The 21273-nt window shown below is 72.8% G+C and carries 17 protein-coding genes and 1 pseudogene; 8 read left to right on the top strand and 10 right to left on the bottom strand.

Going from position 1 to position 21273, the window contains the following annotated elements; all coding sequences use genetic code 11:
* Positions 1–95: 95 nt before the first annotated feature.
* The gene (locus AB0L89_RS39415) at positions 96–1052 is read left to right on the top strand and encodes an ABC transporter substrate-binding protein (RefSeq protein ID WP_365152488.1); all 957 of its coding nucleotides are present in this window, start codon (positions 96–98) and stop codon (positions 1050–1052) included.
* Positions 1053–1092: 40 nt separating this feature from the next.
* Here AB0L89_RS39415 and AB0L89_RS39410 read toward each other — a convergent pair whose 3' ends face one another.
* Positions 1093–2412, bottom strand: coding sequence for a DUF5685 family protein (locus tag AB0L89_RS39410; protein WP_365152486.1), 1320 nt, complete (start codon positions 2410–2412; stop codon positions 1093–1095).
* Between the two features lie 290 nt (positions 2413–2702).
* On the opposite strand from AB0L89_RS39410, the gene AB0L89_RS39405 reads away from it, so the two are divergent.
* Positions 2703–3152, top strand: a complete 450-nt coding sequence (locus tag AB0L89_RS39405) for a cell division protein SepF (protein WP_055698405.1) — start codon at positions 2703–2705, stop codon at positions 3150–3152.
* A gap of 55 nt (positions 3153–3207) precedes the next feature.
* Here AB0L89_RS39405 and AB0L89_RS39400 read toward each other — a convergent pair whose 3' ends face one another.
* Both AB0L89_RS39400 and AB0L89_RS39395 read right to left on the bottom strand, forming a co-directional pair.
* Positions 3208–4404 carry an acyl-CoA dehydrogenase family protein gene (locus AB0L89_RS39400; protein WP_365152484.1) on the bottom strand — a complete coding sequence of 399 codons (1197 nt, stop codon included), beginning with the start codon at positions 4402–4404 and terminating at the stop codon, positions 3208–3210.
* 218 nt (positions 4405–4622) lie between these two features.
* Complete coding sequence (locus AB0L89_RS39395) at positions 4623–6254, bottom strand: MFS transporter (RefSeq protein ID WP_365152482.1); 1632 nt, start codon at positions 6252–6254, stop codon at positions 4623–4625.
* A gap of 229 nt (positions 6255–6483) precedes the next feature.
* Between AB0L89_RS39395 and AB0L89_RS39390 the strand changes: the two genes are divergently transcribed.
* Together AB0L89_RS39390 and AB0L89_RS39385 are read left to right on the top strand one after the other, a co-directional pair.
* Entirely contained in the window at positions 6484–7632 is a 1149-nt protein-coding gene (locus tag AB0L89_RS39390) for a mannosyltransferase family protein (protein ID WP_365152481.1), read from the top strand.
* A 247-nt stretch (positions 7633–7879) separates the two neighbouring features.
* Positions 7880–8917 (top strand): phosphatase PAP2 family protein, encoded by a 1038-nt coding sequence (locus AB0L89_RS39385; RefSeq protein WP_365152479.1) that lies wholly within the window; start codon positions 7880–7882, stop codon positions 8915–8917.
* 111 nt (positions 8918–9028) lie between these two features.
* Here AB0L89_RS39385 and AB0L89_RS39380 read toward each other — a convergent pair whose 3' ends face one another.
* Positions 9029–9244, bottom strand: a complete 216-nt coding sequence (locus tag AB0L89_RS39380) for an I78 family peptidase inhibitor (RefSeq protein ID WP_365152477.1) — start codon at positions 9242–9244, stop codon at positions 9029–9031.
* Positions 9245–9693: 449 nt separating this feature from the next.
* Here AB0L89_RS39380 and ctaD point away from each other — a divergent pair.
* A pseudogene (ctaD, locus tag AB0L89_RS39375) lies at positions 9694–11328 on the top strand (cytochrome c oxidase subunit I); the annotation flags it as partial.
* On the opposite strand, the gene AB0L89_RS39370 reads toward ctaD, so the two are convergent.
* From AB0L89_RS39370 to AB0L89_RS39350, 5 genes are all read right to left on the bottom strand, one after another.
* Positions 11267–12343 carry a YafY family protein gene (locus AB0L89_RS39370; protein WP_365152475.1) on the bottom strand — a complete coding sequence of 359 codons (1077 nt, stop codon included), beginning with the start codon at positions 12341–12343 and terminating at the stop codon, positions 11267–11269. The pseudogene ctaD and the gene AB0L89_RS39370 overlap by 62 nt on opposite strands.
* Positions 12344–12388: 45 nt before the next feature.
* The gene (locus AB0L89_RS39365) at positions 12389–13300 is read right to left on the bottom strand and encodes a hypothetical protein (protein ID WP_365152473.1); all 912 of its coding nucleotides are present in this window, start codon (positions 13298–13300) and stop codon (positions 12389–12391) included.
* Entirely contained in the window at positions 13297–14559 is a 1263-nt protein-coding gene (locus AB0L89_RS39360; protein WP_365152471.1) for a glycosyltransferase family 4 protein, read from the bottom strand. The genes AB0L89_RS39365 and AB0L89_RS39360 overlap by 4 nt, the downstream gene beginning before the upstream one ends.
* A gap of 163 nt (positions 14560–14722) precedes the next feature.
* Positions 14723–16018, bottom strand: a complete 1296-nt coding sequence (locus tag AB0L89_RS39355) for an ABC transporter substrate-binding protein (RefSeq protein ID WP_365152470.1) — start codon at positions 16016–16018, stop codon at positions 14723–14725.
* Positions 15993–16568, bottom strand: coding sequence for a hypothetical protein (locus AB0L89_RS39350; protein ID WP_365152468.1), 576 nt, complete (start codon positions 16566–16568; stop codon positions 15993–15995). Before AB0L89_RS39350 ends, AB0L89_RS39355 begins: the two co-directional genes overlap by 26 nt.
* Positions 16569–16723: 155 nt before the next feature.
* Here AB0L89_RS39350 and AB0L89_RS39345 point away from each other — a divergent pair, with 155 nt between their 5' ends.
* Genes AB0L89_RS39345 through AB0L89_RS39335 form a run of 3 tightly spaced genes read left to right on the top strand, consistent with a single transcriptional unit; the run spans position 16724 to position 20657 of the window.
* Positions 16724–17284: a hypothetical protein gene (locus tag AB0L89_RS39345; RefSeq protein WP_365152467.1), complete on the top strand. Its 561-nt coding sequence runs from the start codon at positions 16724–16726 to the stop codon at positions 17282–17284.
* A gap of 4 nt (positions 17285–17288) precedes the next feature.
* Complete coding sequence (locus tag AB0L89_RS39340) at positions 17289–19955, top strand: ATP-binding cassette domain-containing protein (protein ID WP_365152465.1); 2667 nt, start codon at positions 17289–17291, stop codon at positions 19953–19955.
* Positions 19956–20657, top strand: a complete 702-nt coding sequence (locus AB0L89_RS39335) for an ATP-binding cassette domain-containing protein (RefSeq protein ID WP_365152463.1) — start codon at positions 19956–19958, stop codon at positions 20655–20657.
* On the opposite strand, the gene AB0L89_RS39330 is transcribed toward AB0L89_RS39335, so the two are convergent.
* On the bottom strand, positions 20614–21210 hold the full coding sequence (locus tag AB0L89_RS39330; protein ID WP_365152461.1) for a transglycosylase family protein: 597 nt from the start codon (positions 21208–21210) through the stop codon (positions 20614–20616). The two genes, AB0L89_RS39335 and AB0L89_RS39330, sit on opposite strands and share 44 nt — an antisense overlap.
* Positions 21211–21273: the final 63 nt, after the last annotated feature.

Genomic DNA, 21273 nt, shown 5'->3' with positions numbered 1-21273 from the left:
ACGCGTACGTCACCGCTCCCCCGTCGCGAGCGGCGACACCCCTCCCCTCGTACGTCCGCTTCGCCCTGCCCTGCCGAGCTGGAGAACGTCACGCCATGAGCACGCCCTCGCAGTCCCGCCGCATCCCGGCGGCCTTCGCCCTGATCACCGCCGCCACCCTCGCGCTGACCGCGTGCGGCTCCGGCGCCGCGGACACCGCGGGCGGCGCGGCCCCCGCGGGCAGGAGCGCCGAGATCCCGACCGCGGACGTGGTGTCCTCCGTCAAGAAGAACCGGGCCGCGGCCGAGCTGCTGCCCGCGGACGTGCGCGACCGCGGCACGCTCAGCCTCGCCGCCTCCGTCGGCGGCACCCCGCCCTCCGCGCTCTATCTGGAGGACGGCCGGACGATCGTCGGCCAGGACGTCGACTTCGCGGACGCCGTGGCCAAGACCCTCGGCCTGAAGCTGAAGCGGGAGGCCGCGAGCTTCGAGGCGATCCTGCCGGCCCTGGGCAGCGGCAAGTACGACCTGGGCACGGGGAACTTCGGCGTGACCGAGGAACGCCGGAAGACCATCGACTTCGTCACGTACATCAACGACGGCCAGGGCTTCGCCGTCCGCGAGGACAGCAAGCTGAAGAAGGTCACCGACTTCGAGCAGCTGTGCGGACTGAACGTGGCGACCGGCGCGGGCACCACCTTCGAGGTCACGCTGGAGGACAACAAGCACGTCTGCGAGGAGGCGGGCAAGAAGCCCTACAGCGTGAAGACGTACGCCGAGCAGGGCGCGATCTGGGCCGCGCTGCAACAGGGCCGCGCGGACGTGGTGATGTCCACGATCAACGGCCTGCGCTACGCCGTGCAGCAGCAGGAGGGCCTGAAGTTCCTCGGCGCGTACCACCGGCTCGACGTCGGCTTCGCCTTCAAGAAGGGCACGAAGCTGGCCCCCGCCTTCCGGGCCGCGGTCGATCAGCTGATCAAGGACGGGACGTACGACCGCATCCTGAAGAAGTGGGGGACGCAGGGCTCGGCGATCGAGAAGTCGCAGATCTCCCCGCCGGAGATCAAGGACTGACCCCGCGTCACTCCGTGCCGACGGGGGCCGACGAGGGCCGCTACAGACCGCAGTCGCAGCAGGAACAGCACTCGCAGATGCCGCAGCAGCCGCAGTCGCAGTCGCAGTTGTTGCAGCAGCCCTCGCGCTTCTTGCGGGACCAGGGGCCCTCGTAGTGGTCGGCGCAGCACATCTTGCAGGTGCAGCACAGCCCGATGGCGACGGCGCACCCCGCCCAGAAGCCGCGCTTGCCGGGCTTCGGCGGCGGCTGCTGCCCGAAGTCGGGACCGCCGCCGAAGCCGCCGGGGCCACCGGGACCGCCGGGACCCTGGGGCCCGCCCGGACCGCCGGGCGCTCCGCCTCCGTACGGATTGCCGCCTCCGTACGGATTCTGCGGGCCGTACGGACCACTGGAGGGGGGTCCGTACGGCCCGCCCTGCTGCGGGGCGCCGTACGCACCGCCCTGCTGCGGCGGCCCGAAGGAACCGTCCTGATGAGCCGTCACCTGATGGGTGTGCCCGCAGCCGTCGGTCCCGAAGGCCCGGTCGACCGACCTGCCCAGTTCGTGCGCGAGCAGCATGTGGGCGAGCTTGCCGTCGGTGAACTCGGCGTCCCGCAGTGCCAGGCGGATGCCGTGCAGCGCGTCGTCGGCGAGGCGCCGCGCCTCGGCCAGGGACGTGCCCGTGGCGGCGAGCGGGTTCCACGCGCCCGACGCGGCGTCGGCCTGCCTGTCCTCCACGGCGTCGAGCAGGTGCGCGAGGCGGCCGAAGAGCCGGCCGGCCTCGGCGAGCGGCTGCGCGTTGCCGGGCCGCCCGGCGAGCACGGCGGTGTGCGCGAAGGCCGCGGCGGTCGCCGTCTCGGTCGGCTCGGTGACCGCGAGCAGCGAGGTGCCGGGGCCCGCCAAGGCCTCGATGCCGGCCTGCCGTTCGACGGCGTCGACCAGGACCGCCGTGTCGAAGCCCACGTCGGCGCCGGTCCGCGCGCCCGCCCGGTCCCAGCTGCGGGCCACGCGCCGGGCCGCGACGGCCACCGGCCTGCGCGCCAGGAGCCCGTCCCCGTCGACGACATGGTCGCGGACCTTCGCCGAGGCGAGCACCAGCGAGACGGCGGCGGCGAGTCGCGCGCCCTCGCCCTGCGCCACGGACGCCGTCCGCATCCCGCGCAGCGGACAGGGCCCCGCGGTGCGCCGCCAGCCGGTCGACCGCTCGGCCTGAGCCTCCGTCAGAACCGAGATGATGAGCCCGTCGTAGTTGGTGACGACCCGGGCGAACTGCCCGTGGTCACCGCGCAGCGCGAGACAGAGCCCGCACAGATGGGCCATCCACTGCGTCTTGAGGCCCTCCCCGAGACGATGACTGCAGGGCCTGACTATTCCGAACAAGACGACTCCCCCGAGAAGCCCGAAGCGATCAACCCGGGCATCGTAGCGAGGCCTCCGTTCACCCGGACGCACCGACCGTCACCCATACGCCGTGAAGAATCATATTTCACTCTCCGTCAGCAGCCGTACACGGCAGGACCCTTGGAGCGCAACGTGCGTCGGCGTGTTGACTCTGCACCAGTACCGTCACGAAAACCCCGCGCGGCGACTATCCACTTGGCGCACCATCCGCATCATGGACGACGATAGGGATGCGGAACTCAGGGAAACCGCGGTGAGAGGAGGCGTCCATGGGATCGGTGCGCAAGGCGAGTGCCTGGCTTGGCCTCGTCGACGACAACAATGACGAGCGTTACTACGACGACGGCTACGACGACGACCGGACCGAGGGGCCCGACCAGCCGGAGGCCTGGGTCACCGACCCGCGTGTGCGGGTGGCGACCGAGGCGGCCGAGGAGCAGGGCCAGCGGATCGGGACCGTGACCCCGGACAGTTTCCGGGACGCGCGGGGCATCGGCGAGCTCTTCCGGGACGGCGTCCCGGTCATCATGAACCTCACGTCCATGGAGCCCACCGACGCCAAGCGCGTGGTCGACTTCGCGGCCGGCCTGACCTTCGGCCTGCGCGGTTCGATCGAGCGCGTGGCGACGCGGGTCTTCCTGCTCACGCCCGCCGACACGCAGATCGTCAACGGCGAGGCCGCGAGCCGGCCGGCGGACGGCTTCTTCAACCAGAGCTAGGGGCAGGGCCGCTCACCGGAGCCCGCACCGGTCCCGGACGGGGACTGCGGACCGGTCACCGGAAGGCGTCGAGACCGGTGAGCGCCTTGCCCAGCACGAGCTGGTGCATCTCGACGGTGCCCTCGTAGGTGAGCACCGACTCGAGGTTCGTCGCGTGCCGCATGACGGGGTACTCCAGCGAGATCCCGTTGGCGCCCAGGATGGTCCTGGACGTGCGGCAGATCTCGATCGCTTCTCGTACGTTGTTGAGCTTGCCGAAGCTGACCTGCTCGGGACGGAGCCTGCCCGCGTCCAGGCGCCGCCCGAGGTGGTGGGCGAGCAGGATGCCCTTGTGCAGCTCGACCGCCATGTCGGCGAGCTTGGCCTGGGTGAGCTGGAAGCCGCCGATGGGCCGGCCGAACTGCTCACGGGTCCTCGCGTACTCCACGGCCGCCTCGAAGGAGGACCGGGCCGCGCCCATGGCTCCCCAGACGATGCCGTAGCGGGCGTGGGAGAGACAGCTGAGCGGGCCCTTGAGGCCGACGACCTCGGGCAGGACGGCGTCCGCGGGCAGCCGCACCTCGTCCATCACCAGTTCGCTGGTGACGCTCGCGCGCAGCGACCACTTGTGCTTGATCTCGGGCGCCGAGAAGCCGGGGCTGTCGGTCGGCACGACGAAGCCGCGGATCCCCTCGTCGGTCTGCGCCCAGACGACGGCGACGCCCGCCACCGAGCCGTTGGTGATCCACATCTTGCGCCCGGTGAGCACCCAGTCGGTGCCGTCCTTCTTGGCGTGCGTGCGCATGGACGCGGGGTCGGAGCCGTGGTCGGGCTCGGTGAGGCCGAAGCAGCCGATGATCTCGCCCGCGGCCATGCCGGGCAGCCACCGCTGCTTCTGCTCCTCGGAGCCGAACTTCCAGATCGCGTACATGGCGAGGGAGCCCTGTACGGAGACGAGGGAGCGGATGCCGGAGTCGGCGGCCTCCAGCTCCAGGCAGGCCAGGCCGTACTGCACGGAGCTCGCCCCGGCGCAGCCGTAACCCTCCAGGGACATGCCGAGCGCGCCGAGGGAGCCGAGCTCGCGGGCCAGCTCGCGGATGCCGGGCAGCTCGCCCTTCTCGTACCAGTCGGCGATGTGCGGCAGGACCCGGTCCGTGGCCCAGGTGCGGACGGTGTCGCGGATCGCGAGGTCCTCGGGGGCGAGGAGGTCGTCGATGCCGAGGGGGTCGGCGGGGTCGAAGGGCGGGAGCGGCGTGCGGGCGCTTGCGGACATGCGGGGCCTCCGGCGACACAAAACTAGCACTGGTAGTTAGCTACGGCTCGCGCTGACGTTACGACGCAGTCTCCCGCACGTCCAGAGCGCCCCGCGCCCCTGCCAGGGGGCGCGAGGAACCGCGCCCCCAAAGCAACCCGAACCCCCCTCAGGGGCGCGGGGAACGGCGCGACCGGCCACCAAAGCACCCGCACCCGGAGATCCGGCAGCCGCGGGGCTCAGGCGTCGGCGGACGAGGTGACGGGCACCCCGGCGTGGTCCCGGGGAGCAGGCACCCCCGTCTCGGCCCGCGCCGCAGGCGCCCCGCACTCCATGGCCCGCGGCAGCCTCAGCGCCGCGAGCGCCCCGAGCAGCAGCAGCCCCGCGCTGACCAGCAACGTCACATGCAGTCCGTGCACGAACGCGTCCCGCGCCGCGGTCCGCAGGGCCGCGCCCGAGCCCCCGCCGAGCCGCGCGGCGACCTCGTACGCCTCACCGAGCGAGTGGCTCGCCGCGGCGCTGTCCGCCGCCGGGACGCCCCGCACCGAGGAGAGCCCCGGCGCGTACGCCGCGTTCATGACGCTGCCGAGCAGCGCGATGCCGATGCCCGCGCCCAGCTGGTAGGAGGTCTCGCCGATCGCGGCGGCCCCGCCCGCCTGCGCCTGCGGCGCCTCGCTCAGCATCGACTCGTACGCGCCGAAGAGCGTGGTCTCCAGGCCGAAGCCGAGCAGCACGAAGCCGGTGAGGAGCAGCACGTCGTTGGCGTGGCCGCCCATGCCGGTGAGCAGCACCACGGCGGCCGCGGTCAGGCAGAAGCCGGCGCAGACCATCGCGCGCGGGCCGAAGCGGCTGAGCATCTTCGATCCGGCGAGGCCCGCGGCCATCGCGGCGACGGTGAGGGGCAGCAGCCGCAGGCCCGTCTCCAGCGGGGACAGGCCGAGGACGAGCTGGAGGTACTGCGCGGCGATCAGTTCCAGGCCCACGAGGGCGAGCATGGCGAGGACGATGCAGCCGACCGACGTGCTGAACGCGGGGCGCGCGAACATCGACAGGTCGACCAGGGGGTGCTCGCGCCGCCGCTGCCTGCGGACGAAGCCGATGAGCAGGGCGCCGCCCGCGGCCAGCGAGATCAGGGTGGTGGCACCGAGCGGCGCCTCGCCGCCGCCGAGCCGCTTCACGCCGAGCACGAGACCGAAGAGCCCGGCCGCCGCCATGAGCGCGCCGACGACGTCCCAGGGGCCGTTGCGCTCGCCGGTCGACTCGGGCAGCAGCCAGCGCCCGACGGGCAGGCTGACCAGCATCAGCGGAATGTTTATGAGGAAGACCGAGCCCCACCAGAAGTGTTCGAGGAGGAATCCGCCGAGCAGCGGTCCGACGGCCGCGCCCACGGCGGCCACCGCGCTCCAGATGCCGATGGCCAGCGCCCGCTCGCGCCGGTCGGGGAAGACCTGGCGCAGGATCGACAGCGTCGCGGGCATGATCATCGCGCCGCCGACACCGAGCAGCGCGCGGGCCGCGATCAGGACCTGCGCGTTGTCCGCGAGGGCCGCGACGGCCGAGGCCACACCGAAGAGGGCGTAGCCGAGGAGGAGGACGCGCCGGCGGCCGACGCGGTCGCCGAGCGTGCCGAAGAGGATGAGGAGCGAGGCGCAGACCAGCGGATAGATGTCGACGATCCACAGCAGTTCGATCGCGCCGGGCCTCAGGTCCTCGGTGACCGCGGGCACCGCGACGTGCAGCACGGTGGCGTCGACGGCGACGAGCAGCAGGCTGACGCAGAGGACGACGAGCACGACCCAGCGGTTGGCCCCGGCGCCGGCCCCGGAACCCCGACGGCCCTGCGGTGCTGCGGCCGTGGTCGTCCCGGACATGTGCGTACCTCCCAGTGGTCCCTCGCATCGGCGGCCTGCGGGATGCGAACTCCCTGCTCGGGCGGCGCAGACAAGGCGAGTGAGCCGTCAGAGTACGCGAGTTCACGCCTGGGGCGCGTGGCGGACCTCTCATGGTTGCGCGGATGTGGTGTGGCGTATGCCACGCCCCCACCCTTCGTCCACGCCCCGGACGGGCGTCCAGTTCCCCCGACGGCCGATAATCGAGCCCGTGACCGATCTTGATCAACATCTTCCGCCGGGCCGGGCGGCTCACGCGCTGCGTCGCGCGGCGCCCGCGCTCCTCGTGTACGCCGGGGTGCGCGCGCTGGGCCTCACCGTGCTCGCGGTGTGGGGCGCGGTGGCGGGCAAGAGCCCGCACACGCTGCTGTCCGCCCGCTGGGACTCGCTCTGGTACACCCGCGTCGCCGAGCACGGATACGGCTGGGAGGTGACGCTGCCGGACGGCAGCGTCCACTCGAACCTCGCCTTCTTCCCGCTGCTGCCCTGGCTGGAGCGGCTCGTCTCGGCCGTCAGTCCCCTGTCGTACGCGGACGCGGGCCTGGCGGTGAGCTGGATCGCGTCACTGTTCGCCGCGGCGGGGATCTTCGCGGTCGCCGACCACGTGTACGGGCGCCGGGCGGGGGTCTGCGCGGTCGCGCTGTGGGCGGTGCTGCCGGTCGGCATCGTGCAGTCGATGGCGTACAGCGAGTCGCTGTTCACGGCGCTGGCCGCCTGGTCGCTGTACGCGGTGCTGCGGGAGCGCTGGGTGACGGCGGGCGTGCTCGCCTCCTTCGCGGGGCTGACGCGGCCGGTCGGGGCCGCGGTGGTCGCCGCGATCTGGGTGACGGCGGCGGTGCGGCTGTACCGCGACCGGCGGGCAGACCGGCGCATGCTCCTCGGGGTGGTGCTCGCCCCGCTCGGCGCCGCGGGCTATGTCCTCTGGGTCGGCCACCGCACCGGCGGCGGTCTCTTCGGCTACCTCGACGTCCAGGCGGGCTGGGGCAACGGCTTCGACTTCGGCTACGCCTTCGTGCGGTTCATCGGGGAGAAGTTCACCTCCGTCCCCGGCGCGCTCGCGGGCCTCGGGCTGATCGTCGGCGTCGCCCTGGTCATCTGGCTGTACGTGCTCGGCGTACGCCAGAAGCAGCCACTGTCACTGCTCGTCTACTGCGGGATCGTCGTCGCACTGGCGCTCTGTGCGGCCGGCTACTTCGGCTCGAAGCCGCGGCTCCTGCTGCCCGCCTTCCCGCTCCTGCTGCCCCTCGCGGTGGCCCTGGCCAGGCTGCGTACGTCCAGGTCAGCGCTGGTCCTGGGGGGTGTGGCCGTGGCGAGCGCGGTGTACGGGGCGTTCTGGCTGCACGGCTCGGGCCCACCGTGATCACGTCATGATCATTTCCGCGCCCCCGGTGATCGGGCGGGAAATTCCGCGCCAGGCCCCGGTGAACGAATTGATAAGGGCCATAAAACGCCATTGGAAATGATCAACGAATTGAGTAAGGGAACGATCACGGAATAAGGAATCCCCGGGAATAAACTTCGGGCTGAGATCAATCCCACATCACATCGTCATCACAAAGCCACTGATTCGGCCTAGTGCCGCACTCACTCGCTGTAACGTCGATTGGGTGCGTACCGAACGAAACCTCACCCGTCTTGACCGGGTCTTCGCCCGGCTGGACCGTGAGCCGGAACGGCCGGCCCACCTCGATGTGCCGAGGATGAGCCGGCACAGAGTCGTGCTCTTCAGCGCGACTCTGGCCTTCTACCTGGCCATTGTCGTCGCCGTGCTGGTCACCTCGTGGCTGGTCCGGTTCGACTGGCAGGTCATGTTCTTCCGGCCGTATCAGCAGTGGCCCGAGATCCACGCCTTCCTCGACTACTGGGTCGTCCTCGGCCAGCGCGGCCCGACCGCCGTCATGGTCGCGGCCTGGCTGGGCTGGCGCTCCTGGCGCCAGCACACGCTGCGCCCGCTCCTGATGTTCGGCGCCGCCCTGCTGCTGCTCAACGTCACCGTCGGTGCCGCCAAGCTCGGCATGGGCCGCCTCGGCCCGCACTACGCCACCACGATCGGCTCGAACGAGATGTGGCTCGGCGGCGATATATTCCCCTCCGGCCACACCGCCAACGCCGTCGTGACCTGGGGAATCCTGGCCTACCTCGCCTCGACCCCGCGCACCCGCCGCTATCTGTCGGCCCTGTCCGCGGTGGTCTCCCTCAGCGTCGGCCTCACCACCGTCTACCTCGGCACGCACTGGCTGAGCGACGTCTTCCTCGGCTGGGCCGCCGGTCTGCTCATCCTGCTCGCGCTGCCCTGGTTCGAGCCGCTGATCGCCCGGGTCGAGGCCATGATCTTCAGCCTCCGCGAGGCCTGGCGGATCCGCCGCGCCGGTGTCGTCCCCGCGCCCGAGCCGGTCGTGGTCCCGGCTCCGCTCGGCGCCTCGGCGATGGTCCAGCAGCGCCCGGCCGCGGACGGCGGCGACGCGCCCGCCCGCGAGCCGGTCGGCATCGCCCGCGCCGCACGCCCCGGGGCCCGTCTCGCGCCGGGTCCGCACACGGCCCGCTCCGAGCGGACCCCGGTCACCCCGGCCGGCAGCCGCAGGCCGCCGCACTCCGACCGCGTGCCGCGCGGCACCACGTCGGCCCGCCCGGTGGCGGGCGGCTGACCCACGGACGGCGGGGGCCGGTACGCACAGCCCATCCCCCGCACCGCGAAGGCCCCGGCTCCTCATCGGAGCCGGGGCCTTCGTCATGGTCATGGGCCGGACAGGCGCCGCTCAGCCCTTCCAGCAGCGCTTGACGACGCCCTCGTCGACCTCGAAGTTGAGCCGCCCCGCGAGGTACTCCATGGTGATGATCGTGCCCGGCGGCAGCGACCTGACGGTGGACCAGCCGCGCTCGCGCGCCTGCCGCTCGGCGCCCTCGGCCCGCAGGCCGACATAGCCTTCCGGACTGTCCTGGGGCTCGGTGGGAGGGGTGGGAATAGGTGCCATGGCCGCCACGTTAGGCGGCGCGCGAGCGGCGGGGAAGGCCGGGGCCGCACACCATGCGTCACTGATACCTCTCCGGTCACGCTTTTGTCACAGGATCACGACGTGCGTTTCGACCGAACTCCGTCACACGTACGGGCGGTTCCGTACTTGTGGCGACGTAATTCAGGGGCGTCTTCGCGTCACTTCGCGGGCGTCCCCGCGATCACCTCAATACCCCTCTCCGAATATCGGGGCAGCCTCTTTACGAACCCTCCGCATTTCCGAATCCCGGCCGCTCCAGGGGATGTGACGCCGCATAGGGGAATTCATGATTCCGGCACAGCGGCCCGGAGCCGCGCGGCCCGAAGCGGTGTACGCCCCCTGTCGCGGTCGCGGCGACGCGAGCATCATGGCGTGAGCTCCGAGCAGGCTTCGGGCAGTCCCAGCACGCGATGGCGAAGGGGCAGACGATGGGGACCGAGACGGTGCGGGCGGCGGAGCGACCGGCGCGGGCGCGGCGCCCCGGACGGGTCCTCGTGGACTGGCTGACCACCACGGACCACAAGAAGATCGGTCACCTCTACCTGATCACGTCGTTCTTCTTCTTCCTCGCCGCCGGCCTGATGGCCCTGATGATGCGGGCCGAGCTGGCCCGCCCCGGGCTGCAGCTGCTGACCAACGAGCAGTTCAACCAGGCCTTCACCATGCACGGCACGATCATGCTGCTGCTCTTCGCGACGCCGACGTTCGCGGGGTTCGCCAACGAGATCATGCCGCTGCAGATCGGCTCGCCGGACGTGGCCTTCCCACGGCTGAACATGCTGTCGTACTGGCTGTTCCTCTTCGGCGGCCTGATGGTGCTCGGCTCGCTGCTCGTGCCGAGCGGGCCCGCCGCCTTCGGCTGGTTCGCGTACGCGCCGCTCAACAGCATGGACCGGTCGCCGGGCATCGGCGCCGACCTGTGGATCATGGGGCTCGCGCTCTCCGGCTTCGGCACGATCCTCGGCTCGGTGAACTTCCTGACGACCATCATCGGGATGCGCGCGCCCGGCATGACGATGTTCCGGATGCCGATCTTCACCTGGAACGTGCTGTTCACCTCGATCCTCGTGCTGATCGCCTTCCCCGTGCTGGCGGCGGCGCTGCTGGTCCTGGAGGCGGACCGGCGGTTCGGCTCGGTGGTCTTCGAGGCGGAGTTCGGCGGGGCGCTGCTGTGGCAGCACCTCTTCTGGTTCTTCGGGCATCCCGAGGTCTACATCATCGCGCTGCCGTTCTTCGGCATCATCACGGAGATCATCCCGGTCTTCAGCCGGAAGCCGATCTTCGGCTACCTGCCGCTGGTCGGCGCGACGATGGCCATCACCGGCCTGTCCGTGGTCGTGTGGGCGCACCACATGTTCGCCACGGGCGCGGTCCTGCTGCCGTTCTTCTCCTTCGTGTCCTTCCTCATCGCGGTCCCCACGGGTGTGAAGTTCTTCAACTGGACCGGCACGATGCTCAGAGGCTCGCTGTCCTTCGAGACCCCCATGCTGTGGGCGGTCGGCTTCCTGGTGAGCTTCCTCTTCGGCGGCCTGACCGGCGTCATCCTGGCCTCGCCGCCGCTCGACTTCCACGTCACCGACACGTACTTCGTCGTCGCGCACTTCCACTACGTCGTGTTCGGCACCGTCGTCTTCGCGACCTTCGGCGGCTTCTACTTCTGGTGGCCGAAACTGACGGGCAAGATGCTCGACGAGCGGCTCGGCAAGATCCAGTTCTGGACGCTCTTCGTGGGCTTCCACACCACCTTCCTGGTCCAGCACTGGCTGGGCGCCGAGGGCATGCCGCGCCGCTACGCCGACTACCTGGCGGCCGACGGCTTCACGGTCCTCAACACCATCTCGACCATCGGGGCGTTCCTGCTCGGCCTGTCCACGCTGCCGTTCCTCTACAACGTCTGGAAGACCGCGAAGTACGGCGAGAAGGTCGACGTCGACGACCCCTGGGGGTTCGGCCGCTCCCTGGAGTGGGCGACCTCCTGCCCGCCGCCCCGGCACAACTTCGTCACGCTGCCCCGGATCCGCTCGGAGTCCCCGGCGTTCGACCTGCACCATCCCGAGTACGCGGCGTACGCGGCGCGGGCCGGGAGTCCGGTGCCGCGGGACCCGCAGACCCGACACCCCGGTCCAGGGCCCGGCTCAGGAGGTCCCTCGCCGACCTGACCCGGTCGGCGAGCTCCGCGGGCTCGACGATCTCGAACTCGAAGCCCATGAACATCACGTGGAAGACCATCACGTCCAGGCTCGCGGCCCCCGTGCGCAGCAGGCAGGTCCCCTCGCTCTCGGCCTCCAGGGTGCCGTCGGACGGCGTGATCCGCTCGGCCGCCTCGGCCAGCGGCACCAGCAGTCTGACCACCGCCCGGGCGGCGTACGCACGCGTGGAGACGCCCTTGGAGACGTACGCGGCGAGGTCCTCGGCCGGCGGGGTGCGCGGCGCGAAGCGCGGGCCGTGCGGCGGCCGGGGCTCGATGCGGTCCGCGCGGAAGGTGCGCCAGTCGTCGCGGTCCAGGTCCCAGGCCACGAGGTACCAACGGCGCTCGGTGCACACCAGGCGGTGCGGTTCGACGGTCCTGCGGGTCGAACTGCCCTCGTGGTCGCGGTAGTCGAAGCGCAGCCGCTCGGAGTCCCGGCACAGGTGCGCCAGTTCGGTGAGCACGCCGGCGTCGACGCCCTCGCGCCGCGGGGTGCGCAGCATCGGCACGGTGAAGGCGTTCAGGGCGCCGACGCGGCGGCGAAGTCTGTTCGGCAGCACCTGTTCGAGCTTGCCCAGGGCGCGGACCGAGGACTCGCCGATGCCCTCGATGCCCTGGCCCGCCGCGGTGCGCAGACCGACCGCGACCGCGACCGCCTCGTCGTCGTCCAGGAGCAGCGGCGGCAGCTCGGCCCCCGCGCCGAGCTGGTAGCCGCCCCCGGTGCCGGGGCTCGCGTTGACGGGATAGCCCAGCTCGCGCAGCCGGTCCACGTCGCGGCGGACCGTGCGCGCGGTGACGCCGAGCCGGTCGGCGAGGTCCGCGCCGGACCATTCGCGGTGGGCCTGCAACAGGGAGAGCAGGCGGAGCAGTCGTGCCGATGTCTCCAACATGGACGTGATTGTGCCGGTGATCGAGGACAGCCGCTGTCCTCGGTGTCAGCTCTCGGTGCCGGGCTCCTCCTCGGCCTGCCGCTCCGTGGGCTCCGCGGCGCCGCTCGCCTCGCGGACGCGGACGGCCAGGTCGTTGTCGTTGGTGTAGTACGGGCCCGCCTCGACGGTGCCGTGCGCGGCCGTCGTGAAACGCGTCGCCGGGTAGGTGAAGATCGTCTTCTTGTCCGGGACGTCGTCCAGGAGGCGGGCAAGTCGCACCCGCGGCCCGTTCTCCCCCGCCGGGAGCAGCCACAGGTCCCAGGGCCCGGGACCGCTGTCGGCGAGCAGTCCGTGGCGCACCCCGAAGGTGAACCGCGGCCCCTCGACGGCGACGTCGCAGCGGTGCACGAGGCCGGGCTCGGCGCGCCGGACGGCCTCGGCGTACGCGCCGTCGGTGAGCGCGGTGCCGTAGAGGCGGCCGTGCACGGTCATGGCGGCGTCGCCGATCTCGATCTGGCCGGCCTCGGCGTGCGGCGCGCGCAGCCAGCTGCGCACGGAGAGGTTGCCCTGCTTCGTCGCGTACGGAATGCGCACCGCGACGTGGCCGCGGCTGCCGCTGGGGGCGCGGTCGACCAGGGAGCGCAGGTCGTTCACGCCCGGCATCAGCCGGCGCGGGTCGCCGCCCGCGACCTGGACGTACGCGTTCCAGCGGCCCTCGGCGAGCTCCACGCTGCTGGGCAGCGCGGCGCGCAGCCGGCCGTCCGCCGACGGGGACAGCGGCAGGCGCACCTCGTCGGCGGACTCGCGCAGGCGCAGCAGCAGATAGGCCGCGTCGCGCAGCCCCGGCTCCCCGGTGTCGGTGACGTCGAAGGTGAGACCGCCGGCGGAGTCGGCGATGCAGTCGGCGCGTGGCGCCGTCGCCGCCTCCTGGTCGTCCCCTGCGTGCGGCGTCGCCTGCGAGGTGGCCAAGGCCGTCATGCGGTCGATCCCTTCGTCTGTACCCGGCCGAGATCCCGCACGGCGTACGCGCCCCCGAGCAGTGCGCCGCGCGTGCGGTGGAGGGAGCCGCGCATCCGGCCCCCCAGCGAGGTCCCGCGGGCGAGCATCCCGGAGAACATCGCGTCGTAGCGCTCGGCGATGCGTTCCGGGTCGAAGCGCTCGGAGTCCTGGAGCGCCGCGCCCGCCATCCGCTGCCGGAGCGAGTCGTTGTTGATCAGTTCGAGCAGTCCGCCCGCGATGGCGTCGGGGTTGCCGACCTCGACGAGGCGCCCGTCGACACCGTTGTCGATGATTTCGCCGGGGCCGTGCGGGCAGTCGGTGGCGACCACCGGGAGCCCGCAGCGCATCGCCTCGACGATCGTCATGCCGAAGGACTCCAGGCTGGAGGTGACGGCGGCGATGGAGCCCTTGGCCCACTCGGGCTCGATGGGGTGGGCCGGGCCCATCAGGAAGACGTGGTTGTAGAGGCCGAGCTCGTCTATCAGCGCGCGCAGCTTGTCCTTCTGCTTGCCGCCGCCGTAGATCCGCAGCCGCCAGTCGGGCCGCTCGCGGCGCACCGTGTCGAAGGCCCTGATCAGCAGGTCGTACCGCTTGACGGGCGCGAGCCTGCCGGCCGCCACGACCCATTTGTGGGAGCCGTCGGCCGGCTCGATGCCGGGCGCGGGCACGGGGTTGGGCACGGCCTGGACGTGGACGCCGGGCAGCCGCATCTTGCGCTGGTAGGCGCGGGCGTCGGCCTCGGTCGTCGTGGTCAGGACGTCGAGGCGGGGGTAGACGCTGCGCAACTGGCGGCGCAGTTCCCTGGAGTGGCTGTCGAGCGTGAGGTGTTCCTGGCCCACCCGCAGGGGGCCGCGCCGGGTCTGGCGGGCGATGTGCACGTTGAGGCCGGGGCGGGTGCCGACGACGACGTCCGTGTCCAGGGCCGCGAGGTGGTCGGCGATGCGGCGGTCGGTCAGGGCGCTGTACTGGTCGTAGCGGCCCTCCGCGGCGGGGAAGGTCCGCGCGGGGGTCAGGTGCTCGGGGTCCTCGCCCTCGTATCCCGCGGTCCCCTTGCGCAGGTCGACGAGGTGGCTCAGGCGCACGCGCGGGTCAGGCGCGAACACGGGCTCGTCGCGGTGCCGGAAGACCGAGACAACCTCGACGTCATGCTGCTGGGCCAGCGTGTTCGCCAGGTTGTACGTCGTCCGGATCGTCCCTCCGATTCCGTACGCGTTGTGAATCAGGAAAGAGATGTGCATGCGTCCCCGTATTCCGCGCTTCCGTGCGGACAGTCCCCCTCGTCCGCCTACCGATGGGTTAGACGGGGATTCCTGGCCAAGGGTTGGGTTTCATCATCATCCTGTGTTGAAACGGATGCCTGATCGGTAGCGGGGAGGTGGAACCTTTTCGCGATCTCGCACATCAAGGCTGGTAGGAGAGCTGAGGGACGACGAAGCAGTTGTCGTCCATGTCCCCGCCCCGGGAGATCCAGCCCTTGCCGTCCTGCCAGCGTGCCACCGACACACACGTCCTGCGCGTGGTGGGCGGCTTCGCCCGGTGCTCGAAAGCGACCGGCACGAGCAACCCGCGCGCGTCGTAGGGCTCGTCACGGTTCATGAAGCGGTCGACGCACGCGCGCGTGATGCCCCCGCTTCCGCTTGCGCAGGACGTCGCGGCGTCCGTGAACCACATGGCGGCGGCCCAGCCCTCCAGCTGCCACTGGGAGAGGTCCTCGTGCCCCTTCATGGCGGCGCGGAACGCGCGGACGGCCGGGTGGCCCGTGTCCTCGTAGTTGCGGCTCGACCCGGTGGCCCACAGGGCGTTGCGGCAGCGCGGCGCGTCCTTGTAGTCCGCCTCGACGGTCGAGGTCCAGTTCTGCACGTTGGTGACCTTGGCGGTGACCTTCGCGCCGACGTCGTCCATCGCCTTGCACAGCTGGGCGTTGCCGTGGGTGTCCATCGCGTCGAAGACGAGGTCGGCGCCCTGCTCCTTCAGGTCGGCCGCGGCGGCACGGAAGTTGGGCAGCGCGAAGTCGACCTGCTCGGTGACGACCTTGTACCCCTCGGCCTGCAGGCCCCGGGTGACGAGCCGGGCGTACGCGGCGGAGGCGGCCTGGTTGTAGGAGACGACGGCGGCGGTCCGGGCGCCCTGCTCCCGCTTGAAGTAGCGGTAGACCTCGGTCCCGCCGTACAGCTTCCCGCCCCAGCCCGGCCTGCCCTCGCGCGGGGCGAGGCTGCCGTAGATCCCGTAGAGATGCGGATACGTCTCGTACGCGGACCCGATGGGCTGGCCCCCGACGTCGGGCACGCGCGCGCGGGAGACCCGTGCCGCGCCCGCGTAGTCAAGGGACGTCGTCGCCACGAGCGCGACCACCTTCTGCTCCTCGACCAGCTTGTGCACGCAGTCGTTGTTGCCGACGCCGCTGCCGCCGTCGTCGCAGGTGTGCACCTCGACCTTGCGCCCCTGGATGCCGCCGCGCGCGTTCAGGCGGTCGAAGTAGGCCTTGGCACCGTCGCGCGGCCCGGTGAAGGCGGCGCCGCCTACCGGGCTGGTCGCGCTCGTGATGATGCCCACCGCGATCGGCTCGCCGCCGGCGGGGGCGGGCGCCGTGCCGCGCCGCTCGAAGTCGCTCTCGGGCAGCCGGCTCCCGCAGGCCGCGCTCGCCGTCAGGAGGGCGACGGCGAGCAGTGCCTCAGCAGCCCGGACCGGGCGACGCATTCCCGCTCAGCTTCACCAGGGCGCAGAGCGTCTTGACGGACACCTTCCAGGTGCCGTCCTGCTCGACGGAGGTGCCCGAGGCGTCGGGCAGCGCGGTGGCGCCCTTCAGGGTCAGCGCGTACGTCACGTCGGCCCCGGTCGCCGAGGTGAACTCGACCCCGGAGACGTCGGCGGCGACCTGCTTGCCGCGCTCGTCGCCGCTGAATCCCGCCAGGACGGCGCGCATCTCGGCGCCGTTCTCCAGGACGGCTTCCTTGTCCTTCAGGGAGACGTCGGGGTCGAAGAACTTCTCCCAGTTGGCGCGGACCTCCTTCTCGGCGGCGGCCGGATCGGCGGGCGCGGTCGCGCCGTCCTGCGGATCCTTCGCCGGTTCGGTCGTCCTCTCCATGGACGGCTCGGGCGGCTTGGCGCCGTCGCCGCCGCCGCTGTCGTCGCCGCAGGCCGCGGCGGCCGGTGCGATCAGCAGGACCGCGGCGGCCGCCAGCGCCGCGCTCCGCACCCTTCCCCGCCCGCGCGTCGTCCCCCGCCTGGGGCTGCTCCCGAGAACCATCTGGCTCACCACCGGGTGTCGGTCCGGGCCATCAGGGCCCGGTGCTTTCAGGGTCAGCTTGCAGAAGGCATAGTGCAAGCCATCGGCTGACATGGACAGACCGATGACCGGACCGGCGTCACCGACGTGACCGACAACGTGTCCCAGGGGGCTCGATGCGGGTGGATCGGACAGCTCGGACAGACAGCGCGTCCCGACCGGCCGGGGCGCGGGCCGTGCACCCCCTGCTCTGGGCGGCGTACGCGGCCCTCGCGGCGGGCGCGGTGCTGTGCGTGACGGGCTGGTACGGCATCTCCGGGGAGCGGTTCGCCGAGCGGCAGTTGCCCTATCTCGCGTCGTGCACGGTGCCCGGCGCCGCGCTGATCGTCGCGGGCGCGGTGCTGCTCGCCCACGGCAGGAGCGCCCTGGCCGCGGCGCGCGTCGAGGAGCTGTACGGCCTCCTGGTGGCGACGGCACCCGCCGAGGTCACGGAGCGGACCCCGGCCCCGGCGGCGACCGGCGACGGCCTCCTCATGGTCCCCGGCGGCACGCTCTGGCACCGCGCGGACTGCGCCCTGGTCGCGGGCAAACCGGAGGCCGTCCCCGCCGACGCCACGGTCCTGTCGACGGGCGGTCTGGCCCCCTGCCCGATCTGCGAACCCCCGCGCCCCGAGGCACGGAACGCCCCGCCCCCCGAGGACCCGCCGGACGCCCCCGCACCCGCCCCGGAGCGCTGACCCGGTGGCGTCCCTGAGCTACGACCTCACGCTGGCCGGGCTCTCGGTCGGCAGCGCCGCCGCCCTCACCGGAATCGGCCTGATCGTCACGTACCGCGCGACCGGCGTCCTCAACTTCGCGCACGGCGCCATCGCCATGGTCTGCGCGTACGTCCTGCGCCAGTTCACCGTCGAATGGCACTGGCCGCTCCCCCTGGCGGCCGCCGTCACACTGCTCGTGGTCGCCCCCGGCATCGGCCTGCTCCTGGACCGCGCCGTCTTCCGCCCGCTCGCGGTCCTCGGCAGCAGCCCCGCGCAGACCCTGGTCGCCTCGATCGGCGTCTTCGTCCTCTTGGTGGGCGGCGCGACCCTCCTGTGGGGACCGGGCGCCCGCGACGACGTGCCCGCGCTGCTCTCCTCGGATCCGTGGGTCCAACTGGGCACGGCGGTCGCGCTCGCGGCAGCGGTGGGCGCGGTGACCCGGTGGACCCGCTTCGGCGGCGAGCTGCGCGCCGTCGTCGACAACCGCGGCCTCGCCCGGCTCGCCGGGATCGACGCGGACCGGGTGGCCGCGGCGGGCTGGGCCTTCGGCGCCTTCACGGCCGGCCTCACCGGCGTCCTGCTCGCCCCCTTCGTGCGCCTGGACCCGTACGGCATGCCGCTGCTCGTCATGGAGGTCGTGGCGGTGGCCGTGGCGGCCGGCATGCGCAGCCTGCCCGTCGCCGTGACCGTCGCCCTCGGGCTCGGCGTCGCGCAGAGCCAGCTGACGCGCCTGCACCCCGGCGGCTGGCAGGAGCAGTTGCTCCAGACCGCGGGCGCGAACCTGTTCGTGATCGCCCTGCTCGTCGCGGCCCTGATCCTGCCGGGCATCGGCGCGCAGGACGCGCTGCCCCGCACGGCGACGGCCCGCGTCCCCACGCCGCCGGGCGCGTGGATCGTGGCGGCGGTCCTCTTCCTGATCCCCCTCGGCTTCGCGGGCCCGGACCTGACGACCTCGGTCCAGGTGCCCGCGCTCGCGGTGATCCTGCTGTCCCTCGTCGTCGTCACGGGCCGCGGCGGCCAGATCTCGCTGGGCCAGGCGGCGTACGCGGGCCTCGGCGCCCTGTTCACGGCCCTGCTCACGGCGGGCCGCTTCCCCGGCCTGCCCGAACTCCCGCACCTGCCGGCCCTGGCCGTGGCAGTGCTCCTCGTCGCGCCGCTGGGCCTGCTCACGGGCTGGCCCGCGATCAGCAGGCACGGTCTGGCGCTGGCCCTCGCGACCTTCGCGGTCGGCGTGGGCGTGAGCCGCTTCGTCTTCGCGCAGCCGTACGCGACGTCGGGCCTGGCCCCGGACCGCCCGGCGGGCTTCGGGGGCGACCGCGCGTACTACGTCCTCGAACTCGTGCTCCTGGCAGGGGCGTTGCTCCTGGTCACCGCGTTGCGCCGGGGCCGCACGGGACGCGCGCTCGCGGCGATGCGGGACCACGAGGCGGGCGCGGCGGCGGCCGGGGTGCCCGTGCGCACGCTCAAGCTCACGGCCTTCGTCACGGGGGCGGCGCTGGCCGCGCTGGGCGGCGGGATGCTCGCCATGGGGCAGCGGGCGTTCGACTCCGGTGCGTACGACCCCGTACGCGGACTCCTCTGGTTCGCTGCGGTGGTGGTCCTCGGCTCGGACAGCGTGCTGGGGGCGCTGGCCGCGGCGGCGCTCCTGGTGGGCCTCGACGCGGGGACGCGGGGCGGGGTGGCGGCGGCGCTGATCGGCGTCCTCGCGGTCCTGGTCGGGCGCTTCCCCGGAGGCCCGTACGAGGCGCTGCGCGCGGCCACGCGACGGCTGCGCCGCACTCCCCGGCTGACGCCCCTGGGCAGGGCGGTGCGGGGGGCGCTCGCGGGTGGCGGACCGGAAACGGCCCCGGCCGCGCAGGAGCGCGCGGCCACGCCCGCACCCCCGCCGCGGGCCACGGACAGCGCCCCGCCCCCACGACGGACCGGACGCACCGCGGCCCCCCGCGCCCCGGAGCCGCGCGCGCCCCGTCGTCCCACCCTCACCGCCCACCGCATTTCCCTCGCCTACGACGGCTTCACGGCCCTGGACGACGTGACGCTGAGCGTGCCCCGGGGCCGGATCACCGCCGTGGTGGGCCCCAACGGCGCGGGCAAGAGCACCCTCTTCCACTGTCTGGCCGGCACGCTGCGCCCCGACGCGGGCCGCATCACCCTCGGCGCCCGCGACATCACCCGCCTGCCCGCCCACGCCCGCACCCGCTCCGGCATGGCCCGCACCTTCCAGCAGCTCGCGGTCTTCCCGTCGTTGACGGTCGCGGAGAACGTCCGGGTGGGCGCGGACCAGGCGGCCGGCGCCCGGACCGACGCGGCCCATGACCGGGCCCTGCGCCTGCTGTCCCTGACCGACCTCGCCGACCGCCCCGCCGCCGACCTCTCCACCGGCGCCCTCAGACGCACGGAACTGGCGCGGGCGCTGGCCGGAGCCCCCCACACCCTCCTTCTGGACGAGCCGGCCGCGGGCCTGGACACCGCCGAAGCGGCCGCCCTGACGGCCCTGCTGCGGGCGCTCGCGGCCGACGGCATGGCGCTTCTGGTGGTCGAGCACGACCTCGATCTGGTGGCGGGCCTCGCGGACACCGTGCACGTGATGGCGGCGGGCCGCATCGTCGCCTCCGGCCCGGCGGAGCACGTCCTGGCGGAGGTCCGCTGAATGCACGGCATCGAACTGCGCGCCGCCCGCGTCCGCTACGGACCCCTGGAGGCCCTGCACGGCATCACGCTCGCCGTCCCGGCCGCTGCCCTCACCGTCCTCCTGGGCCGCAACGGCTCCGGCCGCACCACGGCCCTGCGCGCCCTGGCCGGTACGGTCGCCCTCTCCTCCGGCGCGGTCGTGCGCGACGGCCGGGACATCACGCGCCGCCCGGCCCACGAGCGCGCGGCGGGGGGTCTGTGCTTCGTGCCGGACCGCCAGGCGGTGTTCGCCGCCCTGACCGTCGCGGAGAACCTCGAACTGTCCCAGGCGAAGGGCGACGTCACCCGTGCCCTGGACGCGTACCCCGAGCTGCGGCCCCTGCTGTCCCGCGGCGCGGGCACGCTCTCGGGCGGCGAACAGCGCATGCTGGCCCTGTCCCGGGCCCTGCTCTCCGACGCGCGGGTGGTCCTCGTGGACGAGCCGACCCAGGGCATGTCCCCCACCGTCGCGGCACGGACGTACGCGCTGCTGCGCGGGCTGGCCGTGGCCGGCGCCTGTGTGGCGGTGGCCGAGCAACGGCTGCCGCCCGCCCTGCGCGGGGGCGCGGGACGGGCGGCGGTGCTGGTGCACGAACTGCGCCGGGGCGCCGTGGCGTTCAGCGGAGAGCCGGGCGAACTCAGCCCCGCGCCGGGGCCCCGGCCGCGGTACGGCCCGGAATGACCAGCAGGGTGCCCACGTTGAGCCGGTCGGGGTGGTCCCCGATCATGTCGCGGTTGGCCTTGTAGAGCGCCTTCCAGCCCCCCTTCACGTGGTAGCGGGCCGCGATCGAGCTGAGCGTCTCCCCGGCCTTCACCTCGTGGACGCGCCGGTCGAACCGGTCGATCCGCACCTTCTTGGAGCAGACGGGCCAGGCCCCCCACCCCTGGGTGCGCAACACCTCCTCCGCAACCTTGATCTGCTCCTCCTTGGTGGCCAGGTCGGCGCGCGGCGCGTACTTGAGCCCGCCGTGCTCCTCCCAGGTGGGCTGCCAGAACTGCAGCCCTCCGTAGTAGTCGTTGCCCGTGTTCACGTGCCATCGGCCGCTGCTCTCGCACTCGGCGAGGCAGTTCCACGGACCCTTGGCCAGCGAACAGTCGTAGGCCGCCGAGGGGGCTCCCGGCAGCGGTGGCGGTGCCGCGGACGCGGCTGCCGAGGGAAGTGACGCCACCGCCGCCAGGATCGCGCCGACGACCAGGGACACGGACCACGAACGCTTCGTCAACTTCGGGTGCATCGGGTCACGCTAGGCAGCCGGACGGCCGGTCCTCGCGTGCCGCGCCGCCCCACGGGGGCGGCC

It is taken from the genome of Streptomyces sp. NPDC052114, from assembly GCF_040680155.1.
In the GTDB taxonomy this organism is placed as follows: domain Bacteria; phylum Actinomycetota; class Actinomycetes; order Streptomycetales; family Streptomycetaceae; genus Streptomyces.
Note: the sequence above shows the minus strand (reverse complement) of the source record. Positions and strands in the feature narration are given on the sequence as shown.

Coding starts and splice junctions, on each gene's coding strand:
- AB0L89_RS39415 (WP_365152488.1), top strand. CDS start 96: ATGAGCACGCCCTCGCAGTCCCGCCGCATCCCGGCGGCCTTCGCCCTG.
- AB0L89_RS39405 (WP_055698405.1), top strand. CDS start 2,703: ATGGGATCGGTGCGCAAGGCGAGTGCCTGGCTTGGCCTCGTCGACGAC.
- AB0L89_RS39400 (WP_365152484.1), bottom strand. CDS start 4,404: ATGTCCGCAAGCGCCCGCACGCCGCTCCCGCCCTTCGACCCCGCCGAC.
- AB0L89_RS39395 (WP_365152482.1), bottom strand. CDS start 6,254: ATGTCCGGGACGACCACGGCCGCAGCACCGCAGGGCCGTCGGGGTTCC.
- AB0L89_RS39380 (WP_365152477.1), bottom strand. CDS start 9,244: ATGGCACCTATTCCCACCCCTCCCACCGAGCCCCAGGACAGTCCGGAA.
- AB0L89_RS39370 (WP_365152475.1), bottom strand. CDS start 12,343: ATGTTGGAGACATCGGCACGACTGCTCCGCCTGCTCTCCCTGTTGCAG.
- AB0L89_RS39365 (WP_365152473.1), bottom strand. CDS start 13,300: ATGACGGCCTTGGCCACCTCGCAGGCGACGCCGCACGCAGGGGACGAC.
- AB0L89_RS39360 (WP_365152471.1), bottom strand. CDS start 14,559: ATGCACATCTCTTTCCTGATTCACAACGCGTACGGAATCGGAGGGACG.
- AB0L89_RS39355 (WP_365152470.1), bottom strand. CDS start 16,018: ATGCGTCGCCCGGTCCGGGCTGCTGAGGCACTGCTCGCCGTCGCCCTC.
- AB0L89_RS39350 (WP_365152468.1), bottom strand. CDS start 16,568: ATGGTTCTCGGGAGCAGCCCCAGGCGGGGGACGACGCGCGGGCGGGGA.
- AB0L89_RS39345 (WP_365152467.1), top strand. CDS start 16,724: ATGCGGGTGGATCGGACAGCTCGGACAGACAGCGCGTCCCGACCGGCC.
- AB0L89_RS39335 (WP_365152463.1), top strand. CDS start 19,956: ATGCACGGCATCGAACTGCGCGCCGCCCGCGTCCGCTACGGACCCCTG.
- AB0L89_RS39330 (WP_365152461.1), bottom strand. CDS start 21,210: ATGCACCCGAAGTTGACGAAGCGTTCGTGGTCCGTGTCCCTGGTCGTC.